We start from the raw sequence: 12,883 nt of genomic DNA, 5'->3' as shown, positions 1-12,883 counted from the left end.
AGGAGCCGGATATCCGTGCTCCTTCTTGATTTTGGCTTTGATTCCGGGCGCAATCCTTAAATCGGCAAGGGTTTCAGCACACCTGTTGATTGGAATGCCAGTAATCGTGCTCTAAAGAAGCAGTTTTTTGCGAGGCAGCAGCCTTCATGATAAAATGGCTTCATTCTTGAAAAGGAATAATACATATTTCGAAATTTTTAATTTATTTATTTTAAACTGTGTGATATAGTAAAACAAATCCTTTAGCGAGTTGAAGGGAGAAAGTGTATGAGATATTTAACAGCGGGAGAATCACATGGACCGCAGCTAACAACCATTATCGAGGGGATGCCAGCAGGCATGCCGCTAGTAGCAGAAGATATAAACAAAGAGCTTTCGCGCAGGCAAAAAGGCTATGGCCGCGGAAGAAGGATGCAAATCGAAAAGGATCAGGTGCAGATCACTTCAGGGGTTCGGCATGGACAGACATTAGGATCGCCGATAGCGCTGGTTGTTGAAAATAACGATTGGAAGCATTGGACCGGGATTATGGGCCAGGAGCCGCTCGATGATCAATCCTCTGAAGAAGTGAAAAGGAAGATTTCCCGGCCCCGTCCTGGTCACGCAGACTTAAACGGCGCGATTAAATATGGACATCGCGATATGAGGAATGTTCTCGAACGTTCATCTGCCAGGGAAACGACTGTCAGAGTTGCAGCAGGTGCTGCTGCAAAAAAACTGCTGTCGCTGCTGGGTATCGAGTTGGTTGCCCATGTAGTTGAAATCGGCGGGGTGAAAGCTGAAAAGCAGGCTTTCGCTTCACTTGAACAGCTTAAAGAAGTAACAGAAGCTTCTCCAGTCAGATGCTTCGATCCTGATGCTGGAACGAAAATGATGGCAGCGATTGATGACGCAAAGCAAAATGGAGACTCTATTGGTGGTGTCGTCGAGGTGATTGCCGAGGGAATGCCCGCTGGAGTGGGCAGTTATGTTCAGTATGACCGAAAGCTTGATGGGAAGCTTGCTGCGGCCATTATGAGCATCAATGCTTTCAAGGGTGTTGAGATCGGGATCGGTTTTGAAGCGGCCAGACGGCCTGGCAGCCAGGTTCACGATGAGATAGCCTGGGAAGAGGAACGCGGATACTACCGGAAAACGAACCGGCTTGGAGGGCTTGAGGGCGGGATGACAACGGGGATGCCAATCGTTGTCCGTGGGGTAATGAAACCAATCCCGACTCTTTACAAGCCATTGATGAGTGTCGATATTGACTCCAAGGAACCTTTTGCTGCGAGCATTGAACGATCTGATGCCTGTGCTGTCCCTGCGGCTGCGGTGGTTGCGGAGAGTGTTGTGGCCTGGGAGCTTGCTTCTGCAATCGTCGACCAATTTTATGCAGATCGATTTGACACACTAAAGGCATCAATTGAAGAGCAGAGAAGGAATGCGAGGGATTTCTAAGGATGCAGCAAGTGAATATCCATACAAGTACTAAAACCTATCCTGTATTTATTGGTAACGGTGCTATCCAACAATTACGGGATATTATTCATGAGGCTGAGGACAATTATACATCTTTCATGGTCATTACTGATGGGACAGTCGCAAAGCACCATCTTGATGCATTTCATGAACATACAGCACTGGAACCAATGTTTGAAAAAATCGTCCCATCAGGGGAAAAGGCGAAAACGTTCGATGTTTATGAAGATTGCCTTACTTCAGCACTTGAAAATAAACTTGACAGGAAGTCGCTGATCATCTCCTTTGGCGGAGGGGCAGTGGGAGATTTGGCAGGGTTTGTCGCCTCGACTTATATGAGGGGGATTCGCTTCATACAAGTCCCGACCACTATTCTTGCCCATGATAGTGCGGTGGGAGGGAAAGTGGCAATCAACCATCCTTTAGGCAAGAACATGATTGGAGCATTCCATCAACCCGAAGCTGTCGTGTACGATTTGGACTTCCTGCAGACCCTCCCTGAACATGAAGTCCGATCGGGCTTTGCAGAAGTAATCAAGCACTCTCTGATAAGTGATGAAAAATTCTATTACTGGCTTAAGGAAGAAATCTTGTCATTGGATAAAATGAATGACTCACAGATGCTCAAGTTTTTGACAAAGGGGATTCAAATTAAAGGCTCCGTGATCTCAGAGGATGAGAGGGAAACTGGAATCCGTGCGTATTTGAATTTTGGGCACACACTTGGCCACGCAATAGAAGCCGAAGCAGGATACGGAAAGGTGACTCACGGTGAGGCTGTTGCGATCGGAATCCTATTTGCCCTTCAATTAAGCACACAATTGCTTGGACTTGATTTCAATATAGAGGTATTCAAGAACTGGCTGAAGAGTCTTGGGTACGAAACTACCATTCCAGCCGGTCTCTCTAATGAGCAGCTGCTTGAAAGAATGAAACAGGATAAAAAAGCTGTAAACGGTTCAATTCGTTTTGTTTTACTAGAGAAGGTCGGAGTCCCTGCGCTCATAGAAGTCGAGGAAAAAGTATTGTTGATGAACATGAAGAAGTTTGTAGAAGAGGGGGAGTTTGATGATTAGGGGAGTAAGAGGAGCTATTACAGTAAACGAGAATGATGAGCATGAAATCATTTCTGCGACTGAACGGCTTTTAAAAGATGCAGTCGCTTCCAATAATATCGCCCCGGATGAAGTTGCTTCCATTTTCATATCTGCTACTGATGATGTTGATGGAGCCTTTCCAGCAAGGGCTTTAAGAAATTTGGATGGCTGGACCTACGTCCCAGTCATGTGTATGCAAGAATTATCCGTCCCCGGCTCGCTACAGAAGTGCATCAGAGTCATGATCCATTTCAACACTGAAAAAACACAGGAAGAGATCAAGCATATTTATCTCGAGGGAGCTGCTGGACTTAGACCTGATTTATAGCTTTATACTTTTTCTGCAGAGCAAAACAGTGTATTATAAATACATCTTCTTTATCGCTTTAATTAGATAGTGAGTTAAAGAGTAGAATAGTCGAGGTGGATAAAATGAGATGGAAAGAGCAGCTTTTAAAACTAAAACCTTACCAGCCTGGTAAATCGATTAGTGAAGTGAAAAGGCAGTATGGTTTATCAGAGATTGTGAAATTGGCATCAAATGAGAATCCGTTTGGATCCTCAGAAAAAGTGAGAAACGAAATCGCAGGTTATGCTGGTAAATTTTCTGTTTATCCCGATGGGTATGCAACCGAGCTTCGTACACATTTGGCAAACCATCTAGGTGTGAAAGAAGGACAGATCATACTTGGCAACGGATCAGATGAAATTATCCAGATGATTGCCCGCGGCCTGCTAACACCTGAGACAAAAACTGTGATGGCTGCCCCTACATTTCCACAGTATAAACATAATGGAATTATCGAGGGTTGTGAAATAACGGAGATTCCATTGGTGAACGGTGCTCATGATTTGGATGGGATGGCGGCTGCTATTGATGACCGGACATCCGTTGTCTGGTTATGCTCTCCTAATAATCCTACGGGGATTTATATAACTGAAGAAGAATTGACAGCTTTTATGGCACGGGTGCCAAGCGATGTGCTAGTCGTGCTGGATGAGGCCTACTTCGAATATGTGACCGCGAAAGATTATCATGATTCATTACGATTGCTTAAACAATATAAAAATTTAATTATCCTTAGGACTTTTTCAAAAATATACGGACTTGCCAGCTTCAGGGTTGGTTATGGAATTGCCCATGAGGATACAATTACAGCACTTGAGCCTGTCAGGGAGCCATTTAATGTAAACTCATGGGCACAAGCTGCGGCAATTGCAGCCCTTGATGATCAAGAGTTTGTAGACGAATGCAAAAGAGAAAACAAAGCTGGTCTAGAGCAGTTTTACCAATTTTGTGATGGTGCTGGATTGGATTATTATCCGTCACAGGGCAATTTCATTTTGATCGATTTTAAAAGTGACGGTCAGGAGGTATTTCAATTCCTGCTCGAAAGAGGATTTATCGTCCGTTCCGGGACAGCACTTGGATTCCCTACATGTGTAAGGATTACAATTGGCTCAAAGGAACAAAACCAAGGTGTAATTGAGATTATCAAAGAATATTTGAGTGTTGATACAGTAATATCTAAATAAGGGTGTGGACTTATGGAAGGCCGCGTATTGATCATTGGACTTGGTTTGATTGGCGGCTCTCTGGCGATGTGTATTAAAGCTCAGCATCCGGGGGCAGAGCTCATCGGATTTGATGCTGACGGAAATCAAATGGACCTAGCCATGATGCTCGGTGTCATTGACCGAGCAGCTGGAAGTATTGAATTGGAAGCTCCGAAGGCGGACTTAATTATTATAGCAACCCCGGTATTGACCAGCGGAAGCATTATTGAATCTTTAGCTGTACTGCAATTGAAAAAAGAAGTCATTGTTACGGACACTGGCAGTACTAAGGGGTACATTTCAAAGAAGGCATCGTGCTTGAGAGCAAAAGGGATTGCATTCATTGGTGGCCATCCAATGGCTGGTTCTCATAAAAGCGGTGTTGCTTCAGCGAAGAAAATCCTGTTTGAAAATGCATTCTATCTTCTTACCCCTGATATAACGGTCCGAAGTGAGACGGTAGATCGACTAAAAGCATGGCTTTCTGGCACGAGAGCCAAGTTCCTGGATGTATCGCCAGAAGAGCATGATTATCTTACAGGGGTGGTCAGTCATTTCCCGCATATCATCGCTGCTTCCCTCGTTCACCAGGCGTCAAGGGCGGATGAAGAAAATTCTCTCGTCAACCGTCTGGCTGCTGGGGGATTCAGGGATATAACACGAATCGCTTCAAGCAATCCGCGGATGTGGAGAGATATCCTTCTTCAGAACCGGGAAGTTCTCATTTCTCTATTAACTGACTGGCAGGATGAAATGGGACGGGTAAAAGAATTATTGGTTACTAACGATAAAGATAGCATCTATGATTTCTTTGATACAGCCAAAAAATACCGGGATGGCCTGCCTGTAAGTGACAAAGGAGCTATTCCCAGTTTCTATGACCTTTTTGTAGATGTACCTGACTACCCGGGGGTGATCTCTGAAATCACGGGATACCTGGCGGTTGAAAACATCAGTATAACAAATATCAGAATCATAGAAACTCGTGAAGATATCTACGGCGTACTGGTCATCAGTTTCCAGACACCTGAAGACCGAGCCAGGGCTAAGGATTGTATCGGAAGAAATACAGACTATGATATGTCTGATGCAAAGTAGACTGAAGGAGCAGAAATATGTCAGTAAAAACACTTTTGACTAATAGAACCTCTTTGGAAGGTCAGGTTAAAGTACCTGGTGATAAATCAATATCGCATAGAGCAGTTATGTTCGGGTCAATGGCCAACGGAATCACCCGTATCGAAAACTTCCTGCCCGGAGAAGATTGTTTAAGTACTATTTCCTGCTTCCGGCAGCTCGGTGTTGAAATTGTCCAAAATGGAAGCGATGTAACGGTAACTGGAAAAGGTATGGATGGGTTGCGGCAGCCTGAGGAAACTCTGTATGTCGGGAACTCTGGAACAACCATACGGCTGATGATGGGAATCCTTTCTGGATTGCCTTTCAAATCAACCCTTGAAGGTGATGAGTCAATCGCCAGAAGGCCGATGACTAGAGTGACCTTTCCTCTCGGCAAAATGGGAGCCAGTATTATGGGAAAGAATAATGGGGAATTCGCTCCGCTGACGGTGGAAGGCCGAAAATTGAACGGGATTACATATGAACTGCCAGTAGCAAGCGCGCAGGTAAAATCAGCGATCCTGCTTGCCGGCTTGAAGGCTGAAGGTGAGACAATCGTTGTTGAGCCAGTGAAAACAAGGGATCATACTGAGCGTATGATCAAGCAGTTTGGCGGCGAAGTAGAACGTAATGGAAATGCTGTTAAGGTATTCGGTGGACAAATGCTAAAAGGTACTCATATAAATGTTCCTGGTGACATTTCATCTGCGGCCTTTTTTCTCGTAGCAGCTGCAATCGTTCCTGGGAGTGACATCATTCTGCGAAATGTTGGGTTAAATCCAACAAGAACGGGAATAATCGATGTACTAAGAGCAATGGGAGCCGACTTCGTGATTGAACCATATAAAGTCGAATCAGCTGAACCAGCTGGAGATATAAGAATTAAATATTCAAAACTCAAGGGTACAACAGTTGAAGGTGACTTGATCCCTCGATTAATAGATGAAATCCCGGTCATTGCTTTGCTGGCAACGCAGGCAGAGGGAAAGACGGTCATTAAGGATGCCGGAGAATTAAAGGTGAAGGAAACAAACCGAATTGATACTGTTGTAAATGAACTTAAGAAACTCGGAGCCAACATTGAGGCTACAGATGATGGCATGATTATACAGGGAAAACAAAGCCTTGATGGTGGCACTGTGTCAGCACATGGAGACCACCGGATTGGAATGATGCTGTCAATCGCTGCCATTCTCTGCAAAAGGGATGTCGTCCTTGAACAAAGTGAAGCGGTCGCCGTTTCTTATCCTGGTTTTTTTGATGATTTGTATTCCTTGGTGCGAACATAATATAGTTTTGTCTTGAAGGCCAATCATGATAAATGGATGGCCTTCTGTCTTTTTATTAAGGTTATATCGCAAATTGTGGCTTTTCGGATATCTGTTATCGAATAGGCCTCGCAGCTCTTCCAAGGTGGTTTTTCTGAACTGTTGAAAAATACAGGTGCCGTTTTTTTCTTTTAAGCGTGTATGCAGTATACGGGAAAAAGAAATGCCGCCGTTATATTCTCGGAATTTCAGCATAGTTTGTCATAAGACCGTTAAAGGAGTGGTTTTATGGCATACATTATAGAAAATGTCCATCTCATGAAGGGACAAGCTTTCATAGATACAAGTATGCTGGTGGAGGGCCAGCGAATCTTATCTGCAACATCCACCTTTGAACGTTATAACCACATGAGGATGGATACTGACAAATATATCATGACCCCAACTCATGTCCTCTTTGATACGAATCTCCCTGTAAAGGAATCTTTTAAAGAGAGAAAAGAATACTACCTGAAAAACTTTATTCTGAAGGGAAGTACAGTTGTATTCACAACTGTAAAAATCCAATTTGAACGGCAGCTTGAAGAAAAGCTTAAGCAGGCGAAAAGGGATTTTTTAGACAGCCCGATTGATTTTGTTCTGGGAGTCAGCATCCCGCCACGATTATTGAAACCCGGATTTATCCGGAAGTGTAAAAAGATGAAAGTCCCAGCGATATTTCTGGAGATCGACGAGATGGCCAACTTGACGACTATGCCATGGGGATGGATCAAGGAAGCGCTGTTTCCTTACAACTGCCCAATTATTCCTGTCTTTCCTGAAAGTAAGCATAAAAAAGGGAGGCAGTTGCAGCTAAATGCCTGGAGCGATTTGATGAAAAAAGAGAAGGTTCCCGCGGTGTGTGAAGACTTAACGAATCCAGGTCCTGTGTCAAGGTCGATTTTAAAGAAAACCGGAATCTTCCCTGAAAAATCAAATCTTCACAGTGGCGGAGAACTCAGTTATAATCTCTACAATATAAACGCAGAAACAAAATACCGTGATGAACACGGGTTGTTTTTTCAATCGAAGCATCTTGCAGTCACTGTGGACAAGGGAAATGTCATTCGTGCCGGGGGTGAGGTTTATTATCGGCCAGGAAAGGGAGAGAATGTTATAATTAAGACACCAGGATTTTTTACAGACAATTACTAATAATCTCTTCAGGCATATCCGGTTCGTGAATTATTGCTCCTCAGACAGGCGGAGGCCAACCGGCAAATATAGAAAAGCCTAAAGTAAGGATAGGATGATAAAAATGATCGCAGTAAATGAAATAACAAATTATATTGAAAATGGACAGCTTGAAAAAGCAATGGCTGCTTATAAAGGAATTCTTGAAAAAGGCAGCGACGAAGAAAAATTCCTGCTTTCTGAGGAGTTATTCCGTTTCGGTTTCATGGAAGAAACCGAAGCTTTAATCGAAAGCTTATTGAAGAATTATCCTGATGAAGGGGAGCTCCATGTTTTGCTCGCTGAAACCCTGATCGAAATGGGAAAAGAGGAAGAGGCAATGCTTTCGCTTGAAAAGGTTGGCGAAGAAGACCCTTCTTTTCCTCAAGCACTGCTTCTATTGGCAGACTTGTATCAGATGGAAGGTTTGTTTGAAGTGAGTGAAAAGAAACTGCTTGAGGCTAAAAGGCTTTTACCAGAAGAGCCAGTCATTGACTTTGCTCTTGGTGAGCTATACGCTCACCAGGGAAAACTTGTTGAAGCAATCCAGTATTATGAAACGGTACTCAAGTCGCATGAAGAAATTGGCGGAGTGAACATCAACCAGAGAATGGCCGAAGCATTAAGTGCAGGCGGTTCGTTTGAGGAAGCACTCCATTTTTACGAAAAAGCACTTGAGCAAAAGCTGGAAATTAATACATTGTTCGGCTATGCTTTTACAGCTTTGCAGGCTGGCTATAATAAAACAGCGATTGAAAAGTTTGAGGAACTAAAGGCTCTAGATCCTGAATACCATTCTCTTTACCTCTATCTAGCCAAAGCCTATGAGCGCGAAGAAATGGTTGAAGAGGCATTCGAAGCTGTGAAGCAAGGTATCGAGCAGGATGAGTTCAATAAAGATTTATACTTCTATGGGGGGAAATTGGCACTTAAAGTTCCCGATGAAGAAGTTGCAGAACAGTTGCTTCGGGAAGCAATTGCTCTCGATCCCGGATTCATGGAAGGAGTCCTTGTCCTGAATAAATTGTTGCTCAAGCAGGAACGTTATGAAGATGTATTGGAACTTGTACGGGCAGCTGACATCCACGAAGAAGAAGAGGAACCACAGATTCTTTGGGATGAGGCAGTTGCTTACCAGCAAATTGAAGATTTTTCACAGTCATTAAACAAATACCAACTAGCATATACTTTCTTTAAAGACAACAAAGAATTTTTGACAGACTACGGATATTTTTTAATTGAAGAAGGAAAAATGGCCGACGCTGCCGAAATTTTTAGTAAGTTAGTTGAAAAAGAACCTGGCAATGAAGAATTCCGTGAATTGTTGGAACGCTTGACGGAGAATCGGTAACCTTAACAAAAAATTTGAGTTATGCAGAGGAGGGATTCAAAAATGACAACCCCTGTATCTGTCAACGAGAAAAAGGATTTTATCCGCTGGTTTTTAAACCATTACCAGCTTAAAAGGCGGGAATGCGTTTGGATCCTTAACTACTTGATGAGCCATGACCAGCTGATGGAAAAAGTGCACTTTGTGGAAAATGCACAGTATTGTCCTAGGGGATTAGTGATGTCGACCCATTGCGTGGATGAAGTACCATTCCGGTTCTTTAAGGAAAATGTGATGACGACAGATGCTGAAAAGTCTTTCCACGACATTCGTTTGAACAGGGAAGAAGAAATTTACATCCAATTGAATTTCCATGCTTCAAACAAAGCCCACCAGTTTGCGGCAGTACTGGAAGAAAACCCTTATGTTCCAGGCCAGCTCCAAATCAGTGAAAGTGACAAGATGGTAGCAGAAAGATTCCTTGAGGAAAGTATCCAAAAGTTCCAAAAAGACAAACTGCTGACCTTGATTGATGAAGCACTGGACAGCCAGGACCAGGAAGCCTTCGAACATCTTACAGAACAATTAAAAAGATTAGGCGCAGTCAATTCGTTATAGCTTGCTTTTGATAGCAGGCTTTTTATTTTGTTTGTTTTTTGGGACGAGATGTTTTGGGTGATGGAACATTTGAGAGCAAGCCGTCGGTTTGGCTAGAGTCTGGGGTGGTCTCGGACAAGATTTCGGGGCTGGAGCAGTGAGTTTGTGTGAACCCGTGATGACTTCGGACAAAACTATGGGGAATAGCTAGGGTTTTGTCTGAACATAGATTGACTTCGGACAAAGCAAAGAGGAGTAGCCGTCATTTTGTCTGACCCTGCTAAATAAAGACCAATCCTCAGCGTAGAGCTGCAGACACGCCTACTCAATGATCGGCTTCATAAATCTCAATCACAAAAACCCCTCTCTCACCAAACGATTCGAAAACTATTTTTAATCATGATATTATAGAATGGATGTAAATAAGGGCTTTAGATAGCGATTATTTACGACTGGATCCTAATAGAATGATGGAGTTGGTTTTATGAGATGGGTGGCAGCAGATGTAGAGATGTACCAGAAAGCCGCTGAGTATGTAGACACGGCAATCGTACCGCTATTGCCAGTTTCTTTCGGGGAAGACATGAAACAAAATGCCTCGATGGCAGAATTCATCGGAATCCTTTCTACACAGCTAGAAAAGCAATTTAAGGGGCGTATATTCTTATTGCCTGAATTTGTGTACATAAAGGGACTTGAAGCTAGCATAATAACTTTGAAGGAATGGGAAAACACTTTATTGGACAAGCAGTTCAAGCATGTGTTTTATATCACCTCTGACAGCAGCTGGAGGCAGCATGAGAAGGATTTGTCAGGTAACGTGCTATGGCTGCCATCATTGTCTCTGGAGCATATGCAGGAGCAGCAAAAGGTGGCAATTGTGAAGGAACAGGTAAATCAGCTATTATCTTTGTTTACTGAGAAATGGCAAGAGGATTAACCGGGTTGTTATTTTTATCACTGCGAAAAATGTTTTCAACATAGTATTATATTGATTTTGTAATGAGATTGATATATCATGGTTATGTCCTAGTTTTAAAATGTGTTTAAATTATGTCCGTTGGGGACTTAACTTGGGAATAGAGGGGGGAATAGCGTGAGTAAGCATCGTGTTTCAAGACGTCAATTCTTAAACTATACTCTAACAGGTGTAGGCGGTTTCATGGCTGCAGGGATGCTGATGCCAATGGTTCGTTTTGCCGTTGATCCTGTACTTAAGGGTGAAGATGCGGGAGATTTTATCGCGACTCCATTGAAGATCGCAGATATCACAAATGAACCGCAAAAAGTCAACTTTACTTTCACACAAAAAGATGCATGGTATGAATCCGAAGAAACTGGAACTGCTTGGGTATTTAAGAACGAAGGCGGGGAGATTATTGCCCTGTCACCAGTATGTAAACACCTTGGTTGTGTTGTAGACTGGAATACGGATAAGAAAAATCCGAACATGTTCTTCTGTCCTTGCCATTACGGCCTTTACGAAAAGGACGGTACGAACGTGCCAGGCACACCGCCATTGGCACCATTGGATGTATATCCAACAAAAGAAAAAGACGGGTTCCTTTATGTAGGAAAAGCCGAACCACGAAAGGGGGCGTAATCTTTGTTAAACAAAATTTACGATTGGGTAGATGAGCGTTTAGATATTACGCCTTTGTGGCGCGATATTGCAGACCATGAGGTTCCTGAGCACGTTAACCCGGCGCACCATTTTTCTGCGTTCGTGTATTGCTTTGGCGGTCTGACGTTTTTCATCACTGTCATTCAGATTCTTTCTGGAATGTTCCTGACAATGTATTATGTGCCGGACATCAAGAATGCATGGGAATCTGTTTATTATCTTCAAAACCAGGTAGCGTTTGGACAAATTGTCCGCGGAATGCATCACTGGGGTGCGAGCCTTGTCATCGTTATGATGTTCTTACATACGCTTCGCGTGTTCTTCCAGGGCGCTTATAAGAAACCTCGTGAATTGAACTGGGTTGTCGGAGTTTTAATTTTCTTCGTAATGTTGGCTCTTGGCTTGACAGGATACTTGCTTCCATGGGATATGAAAGCATTATTCGCAACCAAGGTTACATTGCAGATTGCAGAAGCTGTCCCATTAATTGGGCCATACATTAAAATACTGCTATCCGGACATTCAACAATCGTTGGTGCTCAAACCTTGACTCGTTTCTTTGCGATCCACGTCTTCTTCTTGCCTGCTGCACTATTAGGCTTGATGGGAGCGCACTTCCTGATGATTCGTAAGCAAGGTATTTCTGGTCCATTGTAAAATTCGAATGAAAAAGTTGTGCGAATTGAGATTCGCCCAATGATACGGAAAAAGGAGGGGATTGCTCGATGCATCGTGGTAAAGGTATGAAGTTCGTAGGAGACTCTCGTGTCCCTGCAGAACGCAAGCCTAATATTCCGAAAGATTACTCGGAATACCCTGGCAAAACGGAAGCGTTTTGGCCTAACTTCCTGTTGAAGGAATGGATGGTTGGTGCTGTCTTCCTAATCGGATACTTGAGCTTGACTATCGCTCACCCGTCTCCGCTTGAGAGGATTGCCGATCCTACTGATACAGCGTATATTCCATTGCCAGACTGGTATTTCTTATTCTTATATCAATTGCTTAAATATTCTTATGCTTCTGGTCCATATACTGTAATAGGGGCATTAGTTATTCCAGGCCTTGCGTTTGGTGCACTAATGTTGGCTCCATTTATTGACCGCGGCCCAGAACGCCGTCCATCAAAGCGTCCGCTTGCGACAGGTTTCATGCTGTTGTCGCTCGCTTCAGTCTTCTACCTTACTTGGGAATCTGTTGCCCACCATGACTGGGAAGCAGCCAAGAAACAGGGACAGATTGTGGATGTTGAAATCGACAAGAATTCTGATGGATACAAAATTGCACAGGCGCAAACTTGTACTTCCTGCCATGGCGGCGAACTTGCCGGTGGTGCAGCTGCGCCAAGTTTGTTAGATACAAAAATGAATGCTGAAGAAATTGCTGATGTTGCCAAGAATGGTAAAGGAAGCATGCCTGCAGTCTTCAAAGGAACAGACGAAGAACTTCAGACTCTTGCTGAATTCATCGACGGCCTTAGCGAGTAATATGTCAAAGAACCTGTAAGGAAACTTGCAGGTTCTTTTTTATGCAATCTGTATTCGTAATATGGCTGTTTTTTTTATACCTTGCATCCATATTCTTATAGGAACTGTTGGAGAGAAGACAACTCAACTAGGAA

At 43.4% G+C, this 12,883-nt stretch carries 13 protein-coding genes; all 13 read left to right on the top strand.

Annotation, left to right across the window (positions count from 1 at the left end; all coding sequences use genetic code 11):
• Window positions 1–267: 267 nt before the first annotated feature.
• Window positions 268–1,440, top strand: a complete 1,173-nt coding sequence (aroC, locus tag DYI25_RS09630) for a chorismate synthase (protein ID WP_213368253.1) — start codon at window positions 268–270, stop codon at window positions 1,438–1,440.
• Window positions 1,441–1,442: 2 nt separating this feature from the next.
• Window positions 1,443–2,537, top strand: a complete 1,095-nt coding sequence (gene aroB, locus DYI25_RS09625) for a 3-dehydroquinate synthase (protein WP_213368252.1) — start codon at window positions 1,443–1,445, stop codon at window positions 2,535–2,537.
• Entirely contained in the window at window positions 2,530–2,886 is a 357-nt protein-coding gene (gene aroH, locus DYI25_RS09620; protein WP_213368251.1) for a chorismate mutase, read from the top strand. The genes aroB and aroH overlap by 8 nt, the downstream gene beginning before the upstream one ends.
• A 104-nt stretch (window positions 2,887–2,990) precedes the next feature.
• The gene (hisC, locus tag DYI25_RS09615; RefSeq protein ID WP_213368249.1) at window positions 2,991–4,094 is read left to right on the top strand and encodes a histidinol-phosphate transaminase; all 1,104 of its coding nucleotides are present in this window, start codon (window positions 2,991–2,993) and stop codon (window positions 4,092–4,094) included.
• Window positions 4,095–4,106: 12 nt separating this feature from the next.
• Complete coding sequence (locus DYI25_RS09610) at window positions 4,107–5,213, top strand: prephenate dehydrogenase (protein ID WP_213368247.1); 1,107 nt, start codon at window positions 4,107–4,109, stop codon at window positions 5,211–5,213.
• Between the two features lie 17 nt (window positions 5,214–5,230).
• Complete coding sequence (aroA, locus tag DYI25_RS09605; RefSeq protein ID WP_213368245.1) at window positions 5,231–6,523, top strand: 3-phosphoshikimate 1-carboxyvinyltransferase; 1,293 nt, start codon at window positions 5,231–5,233, stop codon at window positions 6,521–6,523.
• 267 nt (window positions 6,524–6,790) lie between these two features.
• On the top strand, window positions 6,791–7,696 hold the full coding sequence (locus DYI25_RS09600) for a hypothetical protein (protein WP_213368243.1): 906 nt from the start codon (window positions 6,791–6,793) through the stop codon (window positions 7,694–7,696).
• A gap of 103 nt (window positions 7,697–7,799) precedes the next feature.
• Complete coding sequence (locus DYI25_RS09595) at window positions 7,800–9,065, top strand: tetratricopeptide repeat protein (protein ID WP_213368241.1); 1,266 nt, start codon at window positions 7,800–7,802, stop codon at window positions 9,063–9,065.
• Between the two features lie 42 nt (window positions 9,066–9,107).
• On the top strand, window positions 9,108–9,662 hold the full coding sequence (locus DYI25_RS09590) for a ReoY family proteolytic degradation factor (RefSeq protein WP_102263398.1): 555 nt from the start codon (window positions 9,108–9,110) through the stop codon (window positions 9,660–9,662).
• A gap of 463 nt (window positions 9,663–10,125) precedes the next feature.
• Window positions 10,126–10,581 (top strand): YpiF family protein, encoded by a 456-nt coding sequence (locus DYI25_RS09585; protein ID WP_213368239.1) that lies wholly within the window; start codon window positions 10,126–10,128, stop codon window positions 10,579–10,581.
• Window positions 10,582–10,737: 156 nt separating this feature from the next.
• Window positions 10,738–11,244 (top strand): ubiquinol-cytochrome c reductase iron-sulfur subunit, encoded by a 507-nt coding sequence (locus DYI25_RS09580; RefSeq protein WP_213368238.1) that lies wholly within the window; start codon window positions 10,738–10,740, stop codon window positions 11,242–11,244.
• A gap of 3 nt (window positions 11,245–11,247) precedes the next feature.
• Window positions 11,248–11,922: a menaquinol-cytochrome c reductase cytochrome b subunit gene (gene qcrB / locus DYI25_RS09575; RefSeq protein ID WP_102263395.1), complete on the top strand. Its 675-nt coding sequence runs from the start codon at window positions 11,248–11,250 to the stop codon at window positions 11,920–11,922.
• Between the two features lie 68 nt (window positions 11,923–11,990).
• Window positions 11,991–12,749, top strand: coding sequence for a menaquinol-cytochrome c reductase cytochrome b/c subunit (locus DYI25_RS09570; protein ID WP_213368236.1), 759 nt, complete (start codon window positions 11,991–11,993; stop codon window positions 12,747–12,749).
• Window positions 12,750–12,883: the final 134 nt, after the last annotated feature.

The organism is Mesobacillus boroniphilus (assembly GCF_018424685.1).
GTDB lineage: Bacteria > Bacillota > Bacilli > Bacillales > Cytobacillaceae > Mesobacillus > Mesobacillus boroniphilus_A.
Note: the sequence above shows the minus strand (reverse complement) of the source record. Positions and strands in the feature narration are given on the sequence as shown.

What these genes read in the sequence shown, in the direction of transcription:
- DYI25_RS09595 (WP_213368241.1), top strand. Translation starts at nt 7,800, where the DNA reads ATGATCGCAGTAAATGAAATAACAAATTATATTGAAAATGGACAGCTT.
- DYI25_RS09570 (WP_213368236.1), top strand. Translation starts at nt 11,991, where the DNA reads ATGCATCGTGGTAAAGGTATGAAGTTCGTAGGAGACTCTCGTGTCCCT.
- aroB (WP_213368252.1), top strand. Translation starts at nt 1,443, where the DNA reads ATGCAGCAAGTGAATATCCATACAAGTACTAAAACCTATCCTGTATTT.
- aroH (WP_213368251.1), top strand. Translation starts at nt 2,530, where the DNA reads ATGATTAGGGGAGTAAGAGGAGCTATTACAGTAAACGAGAATGATGAG.
- DYI25_RS09600 (WP_213368243.1), top strand. Translation starts at nt 6,791, where the DNA reads ATGGCATACATTATAGAAAATGTCCATCTCATGAAGGGACAAGCTTTC.
- aroC (WP_213368253.1), top strand. Translation starts at nt 268, where the DNA reads ATGAGATATTTAACAGCGGGAGAATCACATGGACCGCAGCTAACAACC.
- aroA (WP_213368245.1), top strand. Translation starts at nt 5,231, where the DNA reads ATGTCAGTAAAAACACTTTTGACTAATAGAACCTCTTTGGAAGGTCAG.
- hisC (WP_213368249.1), top strand. Translation starts at nt 2,991, where the DNA reads ATGAGATGGAAAGAGCAGCTTTTAAAACTAAAACCTTACCAGCCTGGT.
- DYI25_RS09610 (WP_213368247.1), top strand. Translation starts at nt 4,107, where the DNA reads ATGGAAGGCCGCGTATTGATCATTGGACTTGGTTTGATTGGCGGCTCT.
- DYI25_RS09585 (WP_213368239.1), top strand. Translation starts at nt 10,126, where the DNA reads ATGAGATGGGTGGCAGCAGATGTAGAGATGTACCAGAAAGCCGCTGAG.
- DYI25_RS09590 (WP_102263398.1), top strand. Translation starts at nt 9,108, where the DNA reads ATGACAACCCCTGTATCTGTCAACGAGAAAAAGGATTTTATCCGCTGG.